The sequence below is a fragment of the Paenibacillus donghaensis genome (assembly GCF_002192415.1).
GTDB classification, from domain to species: domain Bacteria; phylum Bacillota; class Bacilli; order Paenibacillales; family Paenibacillaceae; genus Paenibacillus_AQ; species Paenibacillus_AQ donghaensis.
This window is the reverse complement of sequence record NZ_CP021780.1, coordinates 4,629,531-4,645,280: the sequence shown is the minus strand read 5'-3', so window position 1 is coordinate 4,645,280 and position 15,750 is coordinate 4,629,531. Positions and strand designations below refer to the sequence as shown.

17 protein-coding genes are annotated in these 15,750 nt (G+C 52.2%); 13 read left to right on the top strand and 4 right to left on the bottom strand.

Features of this window, described 5'->3' with window-relative positions:
- Nucleotides 1-160: 160 nt before the first annotated feature.
- From mntR to B9T62_RS21365, 3 genes are all read left to right on the top strand, one after another.
- Nucleotides 161-586 (top strand): transcriptional regulator MntR, encoded by a 426-nt coding sequence (gene mntR / locus B9T62_RS21375; RefSeq protein ID WP_087917145.1) that lies wholly within the window; start codon nt 161-163, stop codon nt 584-586.
- Between the two features lie 269 nt (nt 587-855).
- Nucleotides 856-2,514, top strand: a complete 1,659-nt coding sequence (locus B9T62_RS21370) for a family 10 glycosylhydrolase (protein ID WP_087917144.1) — start codon at nt 856-858, stop codon at nt 2,512-2,514.
- A 57-nt stretch (nt 2,515-2,571) separates the two neighbouring features.
- Nucleotides 2,572-3,507: a patatin-like phospholipase family protein gene (locus B9T62_RS21365; RefSeq protein ID WP_087917143.1), complete on the top strand. Its 936-nt coding sequence runs from the start codon at nt 2,572-2,574 to the stop codon at nt 3,505-3,507.
- A gap of 177 nt (nt 3,508-3,684) precedes the next feature.
- Here B9T62_RS21365 and B9T62_RS21360 read toward each other — a convergent pair whose 3' ends face one another.
- Both B9T62_RS21360 and B9T62_RS21355 read right to left on the bottom strand, forming a co-directional pair.
- Nucleotides 3,685-4,032, bottom strand: coding sequence for a hypothetical protein (locus B9T62_RS21360; RefSeq protein WP_087917142.1), 348 nt, complete (start codon nt 4,030-4,032; stop codon nt 3,685-3,687).
- A gap of 7 nt (nt 4,033-4,039) precedes the next feature.
- On the bottom strand, nt 4,040-4,987 hold the full coding sequence (locus B9T62_RS21355) for a DUF1385 domain-containing protein (protein WP_425436699.1): 948 nt from the start codon (nt 4,985-4,987) through the stop codon (nt 4,040-4,042).
- Nucleotides 4,988-5,198: 211 nt separating this feature from the next.
- On the opposite strand from B9T62_RS21355, the gene B9T62_RS21350 reads away from it, so the two are divergent.
- The 4 genes from B9T62_RS21350 (at nt 5,199) to B9T62_RS21335 (ending at nt 8,985) form a co-directional block, all read left to right on the top strand.
- Nucleotides 5,199-5,690 carry a YqhR family membrane protein gene (locus B9T62_RS21350; RefSeq protein ID WP_087917140.1) on the top strand — a complete coding sequence of 164 codons (492 nt, stop codon included), beginning with the start codon at nt 5,199-5,201 and terminating at the stop codon, nt 5,688-5,690.
- Between the two features lie 75 nt (nt 5,691-5,765).
- The gene (locus tag B9T62_RS21345; RefSeq protein WP_087917139.1) at nt 5,766-6,836 is read left to right on the top strand and encodes a M24 family metallopeptidase; all 1,071 of its coding nucleotides are present in this window, start codon (nt 5,766-5,768) and stop codon (nt 6,834-6,836) included.
- Nucleotides 6,837-6,890: 54 nt separating this feature from the next.
- Nucleotides 6,891-7,448, top strand: a complete 558-nt coding sequence (gene efp / locus B9T62_RS21340; protein WP_087917138.1) for an elongation factor P — start codon at nt 6,891-6,893, stop codon at nt 7,446-7,448.
- Between the two features lie 283 nt (nt 7,449-7,731).
- The gene (locus tag B9T62_RS21335; RefSeq protein ID WP_087917137.1) at nt 7,732-8,985 is read left to right on the top strand and encodes an aspartate kinase; all 1,254 of its coding nucleotides are present in this window, start codon (nt 7,732-7,734) and stop codon (nt 8,983-8,985) included.
- A 225-nt stretch (nt 8,986-9,210) separates the two neighbouring features.
- On the opposite strand, the gene B9T62_RS21330 is transcribed toward B9T62_RS21335, so the two are convergent.
- A complete protein-coding gene (locus B9T62_RS21330) occupies nt 9,211-9,555 on the bottom strand; it encodes a bacterial transcriptional activator domain-containing protein (protein ID WP_157793950.1) in 345 nt (114 codons plus the stop codon).
- Nucleotides 9,556-9,971: 416 nt separating this feature from the next.
- On the opposite strand from B9T62_RS21330, the gene B9T62_RS21320 reads away from it, so the two are divergent.
- On the top strand, nt 9,972-11,330 hold the full coding sequence (locus tag B9T62_RS21320) for an IS4 family transposase (protein WP_087917134.1): 1,359 nt from the start codon (nt 9,972-9,974) through the stop codon (nt 11,328-11,330).
- Nucleotides 11,331-12,130: 800 nt separating this feature from the next.
- Here B9T62_RS21320 and B9T62_RS21315 read toward each other — a convergent pair.
- A complete protein-coding gene (locus B9T62_RS21315) occupies nt 12,131-12,997 on the bottom strand; it encodes a YitT family protein (protein WP_087917133.1) in 867 nt (288 codons plus the stop codon).
- A 273-nt stretch (nt 12,998-13,270) separates the two neighbouring features.
- On the opposite strand from B9T62_RS21315, the gene B9T62_RS21310 reads away from it, so the two are divergent.
- The 5 genes from B9T62_RS21310 to spoIIIAD all read left to right on the top strand — a co-directional run bounded on the left by B9T62_RS21310 (nt 13,271) and on the right by spoIIIAD (nt 15,744).
- Nucleotides 13,271-13,534 (top strand): YqhV family protein, encoded by a 264-nt coding sequence (locus B9T62_RS21310; protein ID WP_087917132.1) that lies wholly within the window; start codon nt 13,271-13,273, stop codon nt 13,532-13,534.
- 83 nt (nt 13,535-13,617) lie between these two features.
- A complete protein-coding gene (gene spoIIIAA, locus B9T62_RS21305) occupies nt 13,618-14,619 on the top strand; it encodes a stage III sporulation protein AA (protein ID WP_087917131.1) in 1,002 nt (333 codons plus the stop codon).
- Nucleotides 14,612-15,130 (top strand): stage III sporulation protein SpoIIIAB, encoded by a 519-nt coding sequence (gene spoIIIAB / locus B9T62_RS21300; protein ID WP_087917130.1) that lies wholly within the window; start codon nt 14,612-14,614, stop codon nt 15,128-15,130. Before spoIIIAA ends, spoIIIAB begins: the two co-directional genes overlap by 8 nt.
- Before the next feature lie 13 nt (nt 15,131-15,143).
- Complete coding sequence (spoIIIAC, locus tag B9T62_RS21295; protein ID WP_087917129.1) at nt 15,144-15,347, top strand: stage III sporulation protein AC; 204 nt, start codon at nt 15,144-15,146, stop codon at nt 15,345-15,347.
- Between the two features lie 7 nt (nt 15,348-15,354).
- Nucleotides 15,355-15,744 carry a stage III sporulation protein AD gene (gene spoIIIAD / locus B9T62_RS21290; RefSeq protein ID WP_087917128.1) on the top strand — a complete coding sequence of 130 codons (390 nt, stop codon included), beginning with the start codon at nt 15,355-15,357 and terminating at the stop codon, nt 15,742-15,744.
- Nucleotides 15,745-15,750: the final 6 nt, after the last annotated feature.

The window sequence follows — 15,750 nt, the reverse complement described above, 5'->3', positions numbered from 1 at the left end:
AGTATCCCGCTTCCCGCCAGGGTTAAGCCATGGCAAACATGGGCAGAGTCCTGTTGCTTGACGGTGCGGGACTTGCCAAGGTGCGGCAGAAACATGTATCATTGTTTAAGCAAAGAGTTGGCCCCGCGCCATGCTCATTATAGAAAAGAGGTAAACTTTGATGCCAACACCCAGCATGGAGGATTATTTGGAGCGCATATACAAGCTTATCGACGAGAAGGGATATGCGCGGGTCTCGGATATTGCCGAGGGACTGGAAGTACATCCCTCCTCTGTGACCAAGATGATCCAAAAACTGGATAAGGACGAATATCTCATCTATGAGAAATATCGTGGGCTTGTCCTGACCACCAAAGGGAAAAAAGTGGGAAAACGTCTGGTAGACCGTCATGAGCTGCTGGAGGAGTTTCTGGGTCTGATCGGAGTTCAGCAGGAGCATATCTACAAGGATGTCGAGGGTATCGAACATCATCTCAGCTGGGATTCAATCACACGCATCGAAACGCTGGTGGAATATTTCCGCCGGGATGAGAAGCGGCTGCAGACGTTATACGATATTCATCATGAAATCGTCAGCGACTCCTGATAGCTGGATGGATTACGCCGGACGGCAAGCTTCCCGGAGATTTTTTTTGCGAAACGGATACTGTCCTCAAAGCTGCGGTGGGCAAGGCCTGGCCTAAGCTGCGACCGGGACGGTATGGCCGTTTCTATTTGGTTTAGCGCAACCTTTTCCAGTTTTTAACGTCAAAACGGTTATCGTCCTTTACGAACTGAACCAGCAATGGTTCGGATCGCTAAGGGGTCGAGTGCCGTTTTTTGGTGTGTCATCATAAAAGTTACTTGGGAGGAATTATGAATTACCGTAAATGGATGCTTGGAATGCTGGTCGTGCTGCTGTGCCTGCCGCTGGGATTCTCCGGAGCAAAGGCAGCTGCAGTTCAGATCACGCTTGAACTGGATGGGACGACATTAACCGGTGATGTGCCGCCTTATATTACGTCCTCGAATGTAACCATGGTTCCGATCAGTCTGATCAGCCAAGGTCTGAAGGCCGGGGTCAGCTGGAATCAGAGCAGCAAGACCGTTACCATTACCCGGGGAGAACAGATCCTGAAGCTGACCAGCGGCACCAAAACAGCGCTGGTGAACGAGGCTTCCGTTGCACTCGACACTTCGGTGCAGATTAAGCAGGGGAGAGTAATGGTGCCGATCCGTTTTGTCAGCGAGCAGCTAGGGCTTCAGGTACTATGGAATCAAGCCACTCGCCATATTACTTTGATCTCAGGTAGCTCAGAGCCGCAGCCGCAACAGCCAAGCGGTCCGGATACGCCGACGCTGCCAGAAGAGCCGAGTGTACCCGAGCCGTCTTCGCAGCCAGTCCCGACCTTGCCCGGAAACGGAACGGCCAAAGCGATGAAGGGGGCCTGGATCTCGACGGTCTTCAACCTGGATTGGCCATCCACCTCCTCCGCAGGCAAAGCGGATAAGCAGAAGCAGGAATTCGCAGTTCTGCTGGACAAGCTGAAGGCCGTTGGCTTCAATGCGGTTTATGTGCAGGTCAGACCGTCGGCGGACAGTCTGTATCCATCGGAACTCATGCCATGGTCGAAGTTCCTGACTGGAACCCAGGGCAAGAATCCCGGATATGATCCACTCGCTTATATGGTGGCCGCGGCTCATGAGCGGGGGATGGAATTCCATGCCTGGTTCAATCCGTTCCGCGCAGCTACGGATGCTTCCACTTCCGGCCTGGCCAGCAACAGTGTGGCCAAAGCACATCCAAGCTGGATCGTAAATGCCGGAAGCAAGCTGTATATCAATCCGGGGATTCCGGAGGCAAGGCAGGAAATCATGGATACGGTGATGGAAGTGGTCAAAGGCTACGATGTGGACGGCGTGCATCTGGATGATTATTTCTACCCCTCCAATGTAGCTTTTGCCGATGACGCTGCTTATAAAGCCTACAATCCCAAAGGAATTGTGTCCAAAGGCGATTGGCGGCGTGACAACATCAATGAATTCGTCCGCCAGCTGGGCGAGCAGATTCATAATGTGAAACCGTCGGTCTCCTACGGCATCAGCCCATTCGGAGTCTGGCGCAACAGCAAGGTGGACAGCACTGGTTCAGATACCAAAGCTGGCGTCTCTGCTTATGATGATATGTATGCCGATGTGCGCACCTGGATCAAGCAGGACTGGATCGACTATGTTGCGCCGCAGATATACTGGAGCCTGTCCTTCGAGACGGCCCGCTATGACAAGCTGGTGGATTGGTGGGTCAAAGAGGTGGAAGGCACCGACGTGAAATTGTACATCGGGCAAGCAGCCTACAAGGTGGGTGCCAGCGATCAGAAGGCCGAATGGCAGAGCGGTCAACAGATTATCAATCAGCTGAAATATAATGAGAAATATAAGGAAGTGGCTGGCAGCATTATGTTCCGGGCCAATGATATCGTTGTCCGTGATCCGTTTGGGTTGTCCAGTCTGCTGACCTTTTACTTTCAGTCATGAATTCTCCCCCGTGCTCATAGATAAGCAATAGAATCTATGGAACGGGGGAGTCTGTGCATGGAGATCAATGCTGTATTTGAGGGCGGGGGAGTCAGGGGAATCGGACTTGCGGGAGCGGTAGAGGCTACGGAGAAAGCAGGCCGGACCTTCAAAAGGGTCGCAGGCGCCTCCTCCGGCTCGATAGTGGCCGCTCTATTGGCTGCGGGGTATAACGGGAAGGAAATGAGCAGAATCATCCAGGACACTGCTTTCTCTTCGTTTCTGACTAGGTCGCCTATTTATAATACAGCCTATATCGGACCGGCGCTGCGGGTGATGATCAAGAAAGGCTTATATTCCGGTGAAGCGTTGGAAGCCTGGATTAGAGACATTCTGCTGCAAAAAGGGATTGTGACCTTCCGCGATCTCCCGCAAGGCAAGTTGTCCATTGTCGCTTCCGATATTACGAATGGGCGGATTGTTGTGCTGCCGCAAGGACTGGAGCAATACGGCATCTCTCCCGAGCGTTTCGAAGTGGCCAAAGCCGTGCGAATGAGCTGCAGCATCCCCTATTTCTTCGACCCGGTAAGGCTGCGGCTGCGCGGGGAATCAGCCCGGGGTAAATCCTTCACGGAGCAGTTTGTTTATATGGTGGACGGGGGCTTGTTGAGCAATTTCCCGTTATGGTTGTTCGAGGAGAAGCCGGGTGGCTTGAAGAGCCATGGCAGCCTCTATGCGGTACCTACGGTAGGCTACCGGCTGGTTGGCGCAACAGAGCCGCAGCCACACCGGATCCAAGGACCGTTCAGCATGCTGCAGGCGATGTTCAGCACCATGCTCTCCGCCCACGATGAGCGTTATATCGAGCAGGAGAAAATCGTCCGCACCGTCAAAGTTCCGGCGCTGGGCATCTCCACCACCCAGTTCGAGATCACACCTGCACAGAGCGACGATCTGTTCGCCTCCGGCATGAAGGCGGGCACTGATTTCTTCCGCGACTGGCGTCCGCGTTAATCTACAGCGGGCCGGTATAGACAAAAAAACAAGCATCCCGCAGAAGCTGCGAAGATGCTTGTTTTTTGTGCAAATATAAGAAATTATATGTTCTACACTATTATTTATCCTTCTATTTTTCGCAGAAACGGATGCCGCCTCTTTCAGAGGACGGCGAAGCCGTTTCTTCTTACGGGATTAATGAAATTTGGGCTGCTGGTCGTCATTTTTGCCTTTGCTGCCTTCGATCACCTGGAAGGGATAGCTCTTGCGCTTGCCTGATACTGACGGGGTCTTGCGGGTCCCGGCTACCTTGGCCAGCGTCTTCTGGGAAGGCTTCACTTTCACCTTGGAGCGGGAGACCCCGCCGCGGCCGGAAGCCGTACGTCCCGGGGCAATTTTATAAACATAAAAGAGTACTAAGATCAATAACAGCGGAAACAGCAAACCAGCGAACACGCTATAATCTCCGGATGTGAACGCATTGATTATTCCCACTAAAGCAAGCAATAACGAAATCCCGAATATTGAGGTATGTTTGATCATAGACCACTCATCCTTTCGCAGGATCTAATATGCTGCCAGACACAGTTGCCTCCGTATAATTTCCGGCTTCAATTGCAGCATCCAGCTCGCGCATCCGGTTAAATGAGGCGATGGATACTTCGACCTGTGCATCATTGGGTTCCTTGGTGGTCAGCAGCTGCAGCCACAGGCCGGGATAGCCAAGATACTTCAGACCGGGAATATCCTTAACGGCATTGGTTCCCTTCAGCACCTCGAATGAAATCCCGATCACGAACGGAATCAATACGATCCGCTGCAATACCCGCTCATACAGGTTATCCCAAGGGACCAAGGAGTAAATAATGACACCCAGCACGATGGTCAGCATCATGAAGCTGCTGCCGCAGCGGTAATGCAGACGGCTGTACTTCTGCACATTGGCTGGAGTCAACTCTTCACCGGCTTCGAAGGCACTGATGACCTTATGTTCTGCGCCATGATACTGGAACAGACGTTTGATCACCGGTGTCTGGGAAATTCCCCACAGATAGACCAAGAGCAGCAGCAGCTTGATGCCGCCCTCAACCAGGTTGTGCAGGATATAGTTATCGAATGCTCGGCCGAATAAGAAATCTTCTACAAATACGGGCACCAGCGTAAAAATGACCTTGCCAGCCAGAAACGAAAGAATCCCCATGACAGCCACGCCAAAAATCATGCCAAGGCTCCAGCCCTCGTCTTTCTTCTGTTCTTTCTCCAACTGTTTCGCGCGTTCCTCTGGCTCAGTCTCATCCTCGGTAAAGGATTCTAGAGAATAGTTCAGATGCTTGGAGCCTTTGGCGCTTGAATCTATAATACTGACAATACCGCGAAGCAGCGGAATCTTGCGCAGCTTCTTGACCAAGCTCTTGTCGCTTCTCGGCACCTCCAAAAATGTGATTTCCTGATTCTTCCGCCGTACGGCTGTTACGTTGATGTGCTTGCCGCCGAACATAACGCCTTCAATGACGGCTTGGCCGCCGTAACTTGGAGTTTCTTGGGACAACCAATTCACCTTCCTATATTTTAAAGTTATTTTCTTCTTGTATAACACATTGTAACGAATTTTTAAGCACATTACTAGTTGGATCGCCGTTTCTTGCACATACTAGTCACAAAGTGAGAGCAAGCACTTCAAGAGAGTCTGACGAAAGCGAGGGAGTTCAATGAGCAAGTCGCATAAGCAGAAACAAGATTCAACCAATCCCTGGTTATTTGCTTTGGAGCTGGGTTATTTTGCAGGTCTGATCTGGGGAGGGGCACGCTGGCTGATGTATGCCCTGCACTTTACCAAGGTGGTTCCCGGCATGCTGCTCGAGCCCTTTTTCAAACATGATTTCCTGTTGGGCGCTGCGGGACAGATCGCCGGCTATTTAAGCTTTATTGTTTTTTCGGTGGTGCTTTCCCTGCTCTATGTGCTCACTATGCGCAAGCTGAGGGGACCTTGGCCCGGCATGATCTACGGCATCCTCTGGTGGTTGGTGATTTTCCTGGCCTTTCCGCAGTGGTTCCTGCTGCAGCGCATGTTCAAGCTGTCCTGGGACTCGCTGATCAGCGAATTCTGTGTCTTTCTGCTCTGGGGGTTGTTCATCGGCTATACGGCTGCGATTGAGTACACGGATGAGCGCAAACGCGAGCAGAGCACGAAACTGGTCTGACAGGCCGAAAAAACTTCTCAGGTGGCACATCACTATGTTAAAATACAATGTGGCTATTTCGAGAGGAGAATGAAGATGGGCAACAAGCGTATCTCCAAGCTGCGCAAGGTTCTGCAGGAACAACAACTGGAAGCCATGCTGGTCACCAGCGAGATCAACCGCCGCTATTTGAGCGGCTTCACCGGCTCGTCCGGTGTTGTGCTGGTTACGGCTGCGGAGTGTTATTTACTGACTGATTTCCGCTATATGACACAAGCTGCGGAGCAGGCAACAGGAATTAAGGTTGTAGAGCATGGCGCGAAATTTATTGATACGGTGCGTGAACTGCTGCCGTCAAGCGGCGAAGTGCGTATTGGTTTTGAACAGGATCATGTCAGCTTCAGTGCATATACTGCCTATGCTGACGCTCTGAAGCCGGCTGTGCTGGTTCCGGTCTCCAAGGCTGTGGAGAACCTGCGCACTTACAAGGATGAAGAGGAATTGGCCGTAATGGGACGGGCCGCCGATCTGGCGGACGCCACCTTCAGCCATATCCTGAATGTAATCAAGCCGGGCATGACCGAACGTGATATGGATCTGGAAATGGAATTCTATATGCGCAGTCATGGAGCAACCTCCTCTTCATTTGACACCATTGTGGCGTCGGGTGAACGGTCTTCTATGCCGCATGGACGGGCAAGCGGCAAGGTAATCGGGAACAATGAGTTCATTACGTTTGACTTCGGCGCGCTTGTGGACGGGTACTGCTCGGACCTCACCCGCACCATCGCCATCGGCAGCCCTGATCCCAAGCTGAAGGAGATCTATGATATCGTGCTGGAGGCGCAGCTGCATGCGCTGGCGCATATCAAGCCGGGCATGACCGGTCGGGAATGCGATGCTCTGACCCGTGACATTATCACGCGTTATGGCTATGGCGAGCAGTTCGGGCACAGCACAGGCCACGGGCTTGGCATGGAAGTGCATGAATGGCCGCGCCTGTCCAAGCTGAGCGACGAGATTATGGAGCCTGGCATGGTGGTAACCGTAGAGCCGGGCATCTATCTGCCGGGCATCGGTGGCGTGCGGATTGAAGATGACATCGTTATTACGAACAGCGGAATTGCGCTGCTGACCCATTCGTCCAAAGAGTACACCGCATTGTAATGCATGTTTATAAGGGAATAATGATTTATTATTGATTTTCAGGAGGGATTCTTAGTGATTTCAGTTAACGATTTCAAAACAGGATTAACGGTAGAGGTAGACGGCGATATTTACACCGTAATTGATTTCCAGCACGTAAAGCCGGGTAAAGGCGCAGCATTTGTTCGCTCCAAGCTGAAGAATCTGCGCAACGGCAATACGGTGGAAAAAACCTTCCGTGCCGGCGAAACCATCGGCCGCGCGATCATCGAGAACCGCGCAGTTCAGTACCTGTATGCCAGCGGACAGGACCATGTATTCATGGACAACGAAACCTATGACCAGTTCACCCTGGATGCCAAGCAACTGGAATGGGAGCTGAACTTCATCAGAGAGAACATGACCGTGAACATCGTCAGCTATAAAGGCGAGATTCTTGGTATTAACCTGCCTACCAGCGTAGAGCTGAAGGTAGTAGAAACCGAGCCGGGCATCAAAGGCAACACCGCACAGGGCGCAACGAAGTTCGCCAAGGTCGAAACCGGCCTGAATGTGCAGGTTCCATTGTTCATCAATGAGGATGATGTGCTGCTGATCGATACGCGTGAAGGCAAATATATCTCCCGCGCTTAAGGTGCGTGGCAATCTTTGAATGCAATACAACAGCCGACCTCCTCTGCGCTTGCCGCCGAGGGGGTTTCTTCAATATATAAGAAAGTTTAAGTTTCACCTGATCCTTTATCCTTCTATTTCTCGCAGAAACGGTGCCGTCCCTAAAAAGGACGGCGAAGCCGTTTTTTCTTGTAAAAAAATAAGAATTTATGCACATGAGTGTTTTTTCGTATTATACTGATTTAAAGCGTGAAACTTTAGCCGCATAAATACTATACAGATTGAAATGGGAGTGAATAGAACTTTGTCACTTTATGTCATGAAATTCGGAGGCAGCTCCGTAGGCGATATTGAGCGTATGAAGCGTGTCGCCGGACGTATTGCCGCGAAGCAGGATGAAGGCCACCGCTGCGTGGTTGTTGTATCCGCAATGGGAGACACCACCGATGAACTGATTGACCAGGCCAAGCAGCTCAATGAACAGCTGCCTGCGCGCGAGATGGATATGCTGCTCAGCACCGGAGAGCAGATCTCTGTGTCGCTGTTATCGATTGCCCTGCAGGGGATAGGCCGCAATGCGGTATCCTATACCGGCTGGCAGGCGGGCTTCCGCACCGATGATACGCACGGCAGAGCGCGTATCAATGAAATCGTGCCCCGCCGAGTACTGGAAGCACTGGAACGCGAGCAGATCGTCATTGTCGCGGGATTCCAGGGGATGACCCTGGATGGCGAGATCACGACGCTGGGACGCGGAGGCTCCGATACCACGGCCGTAGCGCTGGCAGCTGCCATCAAAGCGGACGCCTGTGAGATCTATACGGATGTGGACGGCATCTATTCCACTGATCCGCGCATCGTCAAGACCGCCCGCAAGCTAAGCAGCATTTCATATGATGAGATGCTGGAGCTGGCCCATCTGGGCGCAGCGGTGCTGCATCCGCGCGCGGTTGAATATGCGAAGCGCCATCAAGTCAAGCTGGTCGTCAGATCCAGCTTCAACCATAATGAAGGTACTGTTGTGAAGGAGGAAGCAAGCATGGAGCAGGGAGTTGTAGTAAGCGGAATCGCGTATGACAAGAATGTGGCGCGGATCAGTATTCTGGGTGTGCCGGATGTTCCCGGCGTTCTTGCCCAGGTCTTCGGCAGACTGGCCGCAGAGAGCATTGACGTGGACATCATCGTCCAGAGTGGAGTACAGGACCAGCAGGCTGATTTCTCCTTTACGGTAGCGCTGGATGAGCTGCAGCGGGCCAAGGATGTAATTGAGCAGCTGCATGCGGAGCTGCCTTACCGCGAGGTGACCTCCGAGGATAATCTAGTCAAGATTTCAATCGTAGGCGCAGGCATGATCAGCCATCCAGGGGTAGCTGCACAGATGTTCGAGGTGATCTCCGGCCAGGGTGTCAGCATCAAGATGGTCAGCACCTCCGAGATCAAGGTTTCCTGTGTGGTCGATTCGGGCAATCTGCAGAACCTGATCCAGGTGCTGCATACCGCCTACAATCTGGACACGGCAGAGCAGGTTTTTGTCGGTGGGCCGCAGGACCGCCGGTAATTGCCGAAGAGGATACTCTATACGGTCAGATCCACCCGTATCAACATGCATCAAGAAGAAACGGCTGCACCATCCTCTGAAAAGCGTATGCTTCCGAAGCAGCGATACTACGTATCGCTTTCAGGTATCCGTTTCTGCGAGAAATAGAAGGATAAGTTATAGCGTCAACATATAATTTCTTATTTTTAAACAAAGGCAGCTCGGACATTTGTCCGGGCTGCTTTTTTACAAATTTTGAAGAGCACGGAGCTCCTTCTTCCTGCACCATGAGGCATACCAAGTGGAAATAAATTCGCTGACAGGCACTTCAAGATCACGGCAAAGAGATGACATCAGCAATTCATACTGCTCCTGAACCCCGGAATCGTCGCCCAACTCGCTGTACAATTTCATGAGGCTAAAATATGTGTCCTCTTCGTAGGGCTGAAGTTTCTGAATACGCAGAAGAAGCTTGATGACTTCAGAGGCCAATCCCCGCTCCTGATATAATTGTCCCAGCCGATAAGCTTGCTTCAGACAGCTTCTCTCCGGCAGTGCTTCCGCCCTCAATGCTGAATTCAATATGGCCATCGGCGTAGGGCGCACCTCCGGTTACCTGGGTTCCGGGGGCAGGAACAATAACACCATCACCCTGGTGATATTCAATCGCAGCCGCAGGCAATCTGCTTATGAGCAGAGCCGAGGCGTGCAGTTGTTTCAGATATTTCCAAGCTGCTCAGTTATGAGAATGCGCCGTTCCCTCGCCAGCTGTCAAAGCCTGAGCGCAAGGTTCAGGTTAGCGTGCAGAATACGGCCAAAGAAAAAATTTCAGGCGATTTTATTATTAAATTCTCAACTTTCGCAGAGCCATAATTGACTTGGTCTCAAGCCAGGCTTGAGTTGAGGCAGGATGAAGTACATGTCTTGTCAAAATAGAAAAACACCGCTTCGTTTGGTAAAGTGAGAGTATCGAGCAATCACAAAACCATAGAAGAGGTGTCCTTTCCATGATAAAGCAAAAGCTATCTCTAGATCAACTCCCACCTGAAATGAGACCTGCCTTTCAGGAACTTGGTGTACTAAAACACTTAAGGAATTCTGGTTTTAAAAAGACGTTCGGCTATACCTGCTCCCATCTCTTCATGCTTGTCTTTGTTCTGCTCTTCCATCAGAAAAATTGGTTTCGCCTTCTGGAAAGTGCCAAAAGTGAAGCTTTTCCGGGCAAAGATGCGGTGTATCGGTTTCTTAATCATAGCGGATTTGCTTGGCGTCGCTTTTTGTCTTCCCTCAGTAGCGACACCGTGCAGCGGGTGGAAACCCTGACTTCCACCACGCGAACCTCCGTGTTCATCGTGGACGATTCCATGTTTGAACGAAATCGGAGCAAAGCCGTGGAACTGTTGGCTCGCTTCAAGGATCACGCGAGCGGTGCGTATTATAAAGGCTTCCGCATGCTGACCTTGGGATGGTCAGACGGTCATACGTTTCTCCCCTTGGACTTCGCGCTCCTCAGTTCCGTGAAGGCAGGTCTAACCGGGATGAATCCAGAAATCGATAAGCGTTCTTACGGCTACAAACGTCGGAAAGAAGCCTTGCTGACCGCCCCGCATCTGGTTTCTGAACTGCTAGACCGGGCCATCGCTTCAGGCGTTTCTGCGGCTTACGTACTCATGGACAGCTGGTTTACGCATGCGCCCCTGATTGGGCGGATTGTAGACCGAGGGCTTCATGTCATTGGCAGGGTGAAAAACGACAATAAGCGGTATCTTGTCCACGGTCAGCGGGTGGATCTCAAAGGTCTTTACCGAGCCGCCTTGCGCGTCGAAGGGAAACACCGGAATATTTTGCGTCAGATTCATACGGAACTCGTTCCCGGTATTCCCGTCCGGGTTGTATTCGTTCGCCATCGGTCCAAGAAAAACGAGTGGCTCGCCATTCTATCGACAGATCTTACACTGACGGCACCGGAAATCATTCAAACGTACGGACTTCGCTGGGACATCGAAGTCTTTTTCAAATGTGCCAAGTCCTTATTGCGTCTGCAAAAAGAGTTTCAAGGCCGCTCCTACGATCTGCTCATTAGCCATACCACGATTGTCTTTTCCCGTTATATTCTGCTAGCTTGGCAGCATCGGCAAAGTACAGATCAGCGAACGCTCGGTGGACTCTTTTATTTGCTTTGTGATGAAGTTGGCACCTTAGATTGGGCGGGGGCCTTACAACAACTGGTAGAATTGATGAACGAAATTGCTTCACAAGTGGGTAAAAAGTTGTCGGCTATGATTAAAAGTCAACTCCAGCACTGGATTGCAGCTTTGCCCAGTTACATCAAGGCTTACCTACCGATTTCTTGCTGCGAAAGTTGAGTTAAATTGAATGCCGACACGGCTATAGTCAATCCCGGCGGAGTTGCCGGAGCCTCGCTCTGGCTGAGAGGGGATGAGGGAGCTTCGGCTTCGCCTGAGGGCTTATTGAGATTGGGCAGCACCTACCTGCCGAGTTCTTGCTGCGAAAGTTGTTACTGCTTAGGCACCCGGCCGAAGCCATTGAATTAGTTGCAAAAGCGCATCTATTATCCGGTTTTTTCCGTTGTGGAGGAAATAGTTTCAATATCGGTTATTACTTAGGACCCCCTTTTTTTTCATGTGTTACTCGTCCGAGCCTGTCATACAACACGACAAGGAGACTAAGAATAACAAATGAAGGCCGTCGCCAGTAACCAGCGCTTAACTTTCAGACTACTAACGGACTCAGGAGCCTCTATTTGCTGAAAAAAGGCTGTTTTGCAGGTCTAACGGACTCAGGAGCCTCTATTCAGGCAAAAACCCACTAGTTAGGGCCTGTTTTTCCAATATAGAGGCTATGCGGTCCGCTAGACTCCAAACCATCGCAGGAATGAGGAAATAGGAGCTATACGGTCCGCTAGGACGTGGGTTACCAGAAGGGGGAGTGTTTGGGTTAAGGTAGCGCGATCCCAAACCTTCTCGAGTAACCTTCTATACCCTCGCAGGGTCCTAAGTAGTAACCAATATCGCACTTAATCGCTTCCAGACAGAGGTTTCAGCTGAAATTAGTTGCACTTTCGCATCTATTTGCGTTGAACGTTCTGAAGTAACACATTCTAAATCCTCGCTGAGGCCTAAGTAGTAACCGAAAGTTGAGTTATCTAGCTTAACCGTCTGAACCTGCCGAGGATCTCCACCGTCTCCAGCACATTGACGAAGGAATGCGGGTCAGTCTCTAGAATTGTCTTGCGCAGCTGTGCCAGCTCATAGCGGGTGGTGACCGTCATCAGCATCGTGTTGCCCTCATGGCTGTAGCCGCCTTCCGCATTCACGACAGTGATGCCGTGGGGCAGCTCCTTCAGGCGCTCCAGCATCTGCTCGCGTTCCTTGGTGACAATGAAGCAGGTCAGCTTCACATGGCGAATGTGGATCATGTCAACGACCCGGCTTTTGACAAATATACATAACATGGCGTAGAGCGCCGAATCCCAGCTTTTGAAGAACCCGAGGCTCAGAATTACGATCCCGTCCATTACAAACATTACGCTCCCCATCGGAATATCACGCTTGCGCGTAATGATGGAGCCCAGAATATCGAAGCCGCCCGAGGAGCCTCCGGCGCGCAGCGAGAACCCTACCCCCGCCGCAATAATAACCCCGCCGAAGATACTGGCAAGGATCGGATCATGTGTCAGCTGCACCGCAGGAATCAAGCTCAGAAACCAGGTGGTGGACAGGACGGAGAGCATGCTAAGACAGATGTATTTTTTGCCGACTGCTATGTACCCCCAGATCAGAATCGGCAGATTAATGGAGAAATAGATCAGCGAAATATACTTCGGATTGCTCAGATAACCAATGATCGAGGCTACCCCGGCCACTCCGCCGCTTAACAGCTGATGCGGAATCAGAAACAGCTTCAGCCCGCAGGCGAGCAGAAAAGCAGAAAAGATAATGATGGTAATCTCTCTAACGCGTTTGCCCACAGTCCCCGTAGTAAGCGGAACCGCGTAATTACGAACGTGCATGACCCAAAACCCCTCTTTGTCTAATGTCTTAGTAGTTCCCGAAGAAGCGGAAAACAGCCTGTGTAAACACCATAAAATATATTTTATCATACTGATGATATTTTTTTATATAGGCAATCACTATGACTTCTTTCACAACGCGGAAGTCTGCCCATTTCTTGTTGTCTAAAGCTGGCTTCTTCTGCATATCCATGGATAACAGCGGGACAGGCCGATTTCTTATATCCAAATGTGCTGGCTGATGAACGGAGTTCCGTAAAGGAGTGGATTGAAATGGACAAGTATGTTAGCTGGATGGCGGTGCTTCGGCTGTTCTCGGGAAGTGCCGAAATTACGGCGGCGTTAATTATGCTGAAGCTGAATCAGGTGGACAAGGCGCTCGCGGTGAATTCCGGGCTGGCGCTGGTAGGACCCACTGTGCTGGTTGTAACTACGGCCATTGGCCTCACCGGGATGGCGCAGCAGCTGTCCTGGGGCAAGCTGGGCTGGATCGGCTGCGGGGTGGCCTTTCTCCTAATTGGGATTCTGAAAAAATGATAGATGATAGGCATAAACGACGCGTACAAGCATAAATATGGAATAAAGCAAGTTCAATAGAGGACAACTTGGGGGTACCCATTATGGCAAATGAATGGCTTCAGCTGTTTCCCGAGAAGGTCAGGTCACTGCTGGTGGCGCTGCCGCTGTCACTGCTGAGTAAGGTAGAAGAGATCCGTGTCCGTGAAGGACGTCCGCTGGAGATTAATTATTCCGGCAAATATCATTTTCTCGGCGCAAACGGCGCTCTGACTCACACACCCGAAGAAGCGTACAAGCCGGACCGTGAAGACAGCCACCGCCTACTAGACCTGATCAGCAACCACTCGCTGTATACGATGGAAGAAGAGCTCCGCAAGGGTTTCATTACCATCCCCGGCGGACACCGGATCGGACTGGCCGGCCGCACCGTATTAAGCGGCGGCGGGGTGGAGCATCTGCGTGACATTACCGGCTTCAATGTACGGATTGCCCGCGAGGTGCCGGGCGTGGCCGATGGGGTGCTGCCCTATCTGCTGGACCGGGGACGGCAGCGGATCATGCATACGCTGATTCTCTCGCCGCCCCAGCACGGCAAAACCACACTGCTGCGCGACCTGGCCCGGCAAATCTCCAGCGGTGATCCCTCGCCAAGAGAGCAGGGCAGGCCGGGCCTGAAGGTGGGCATAGTCGATGAGCGCTCGGAGATCGCCGGCAGCCGGCGCGGGATTCCTGCCTTTGACGTCGGGCCGCGCACCGATGTGCTGGATGGCTGCCCGAAGGCGGAAGGCATGATGATGATGATCCGCTCCCTGTCGCCGGACGTAATTATTGCCGATGAGCTGGGCCGGCGCGAGGATGCCGATGCGGTGACCGAAGCGCTGAATGCCGGCATCTCGGTGGTGGCTTCCGCCCACGGCAAGGAAGTGACCGAGCTTCTCCGCAGGCCGGGCCTGGGAGGCCTGCTGGAGCAGAAGATGTTCGAGCGGTATGTGATCCTTCACCGCTCGGAGGCCGGGCTGTCCTTCCGGATTCTGGACAGCCAGAAGCGCGGGCTGCTGCTGATCTCCCCGCAGCAGCAGCCCGGAGGAGGTCTTCGTGCTTAAGCTGTTCGGGGCGGTGCTGATTGTGCTGGCAGGCACGCTGGCCGGATTCCAGCGCGCCCGCCAGTACGCCGACAGACCCCGTCACATCCGGGCGCTGATCGCCTCGCTGCAGCGGCTGGAGACGGAGATTATGTACGGTTTCACCCCGCTGCCCGAAGCGCTGAGGCGGATCGGGCAGCAGTCCAAGGAGCCGCTGAAGGGCTTCTGGGCCTGCACTGCGGCGGAGATGAGTCCGCCGCATGACCACAGTGCCCAGGAGGCGATAGCGCTGTCTATGGAGGAACACTGGAGGGGTACCGCCCTGAAGGGGGCGGAGAAAGAGATTCTCCGCCAGCTGAGCCTTACCCTCGGCACCAGCGACCGCACGAACCAGAGCAATCATATCGCACTGGCATTGCAGCAATTGAAGCAGGAGGAGACAGCGGCCAGAGAGGATCAGGGCAAATATGAGAAGCTCAGCAAAAGCCTGGGTCTGCTGCTTGGAGCATTGATCGTCATTTTGATCTTTTAGCGAGGTGCCAGGAATGAATATTGAAGTCAACGCGATTTTTCAGATTGCCGGCATCGGCATTATCATTGCCATGATCCATACGGTGCTGAAGCAAATGGGCAAAGAGGATTTCGCCCACTGGGTAACCATTGTCGGCTTTATCGTTGTCCTGTTCATGGTCATCCGCATGCTGGATGGGCTGCTGCAGGAAATCAAAACCATTTTCCTGTTCCAGTAGGCCCGCTATGGAAATGATCCAGATTGTGGGCATAGGACTCTTGGCATCCATTCTGATTCTGGTTCTGAAGGAACAAAAGCCGGTTTTCGCCTTTCTTCTTGCCACTGCAACGGGCATTCTGATCTTTCTGTTCCTGATCGGCAAGATTGGTGTGATCCTGTCCACGCTGGAGAAGGTGGCGGCGTCCTCGGGAATGGAATCTATCTATCTCAAAACGGTGTTCAAAATTATCGGAATCTCCTATATCGCCGAGTTCGGGGCGCAGATCGTGCGCGACGCAGGCCAGGAATCGATAGCCTCCAAGATTGAGCTGGCCGGCAAGGTGCTGATTATGGTGCTGGCCGTTCCGATTATCAGCATCATTATTGAAACGGTTATGAAGCTGCTGCCAGCTTAAGCTGAG

What these genes read in the sequence shown, in the direction of transcription:
- B9T62_RS21350 (WP_087917140.1), top strand. Translation starts at nt 5,199, where the DNA reads ATGAGCAAGTCGCATAAGCAGAAACAAGATTCAACCAATCCCTGGTTA.
- B9T62_RS21330 (WP_157793950.1), bottom strand. Translation starts at nt 9,555, where the DNA reads ATGGCCATATTGAATTCAGCATTGAGGGCGGAAGCACTGCCGGAGAGA.
- B9T62_RS21310 (WP_087917132.1), top strand. Translation starts at nt 13,271, where the DNA reads ATGGACAAGTATGTTAGCTGGATGGCGGTGCTTCGGCTGTTCTCGGGA.
- spoIIIAA (WP_087917131.1), top strand. Translation starts at nt 13,618, where the DNA reads ATGGCAAATGAATGGCTTCAGCTGTTTCCCGAGAAGGTCAGGTCACTG.
- B9T62_RS21370 (WP_087917144.1), top strand. Translation starts at nt 856, where the DNA reads ATGAATTACCGTAAATGGATGCTTGGAATGCTGGTCGTGCTGCTGTGC.
- B9T62_RS21360 (WP_087917142.1), bottom strand. Translation starts at nt 4,032, where the DNA reads ATGATCAAACATACCTCAATATTCGGGATTTCGTTATTGCTTGCTTTA.
- spoIIIAD (WP_087917128.1), top strand. Translation starts at nt 15,355, where the DNA reads ATGGAAATGATCCAGATTGTGGGCATAGGACTCTTGGCATCCATTCTG.
- mntR (WP_087917145.1), top strand. Translation starts at nt 161, where the DNA reads ATGCCAACACCCAGCATGGAGGATTATTTGGAGCGCATATACAAGCTT.
- B9T62_RS21320 (WP_087917134.1), top strand. Translation starts at nt 9,972, where the DNA reads ATGATAAAGCAAAAGCTATCTCTAGATCAACTCCCACCTGAAATGAGA.
- B9T62_RS21365 (WP_087917143.1), top strand. Translation starts at nt 2,572, where the DNA reads ATGGAGATCAATGCTGTATTTGAGGGCGGGGGAGTCAGGGGAATCGGA.
- spoIIIAC (WP_087917129.1), top strand. Translation starts at nt 15,144, where the DNA reads ATGAATATTGAAGTCAACGCGATTTTTCAGATTGCCGGCATCGGCATT.
- B9T62_RS21315 (WP_087917133.1), bottom strand. Translation starts at nt 12,997, where the DNA reads ATGCACGTTCGTAATTACGCGGTTCCGCTTACTACGGGGACTGTGGGC.
- B9T62_RS21355 (WP_425436699.1), bottom strand. Translation starts at nt 4,987, where the DNA reads ATGTTCGGCGGCAAGCACATCAACGTAACAGCCGTACGGCGGAAGAAT.
- B9T62_RS21345 (WP_087917139.1), top strand. Translation starts at nt 5,766, where the DNA reads ATGGGCAACAAGCGTATCTCCAAGCTGCGCAAGGTTCTGCAGGAACAA.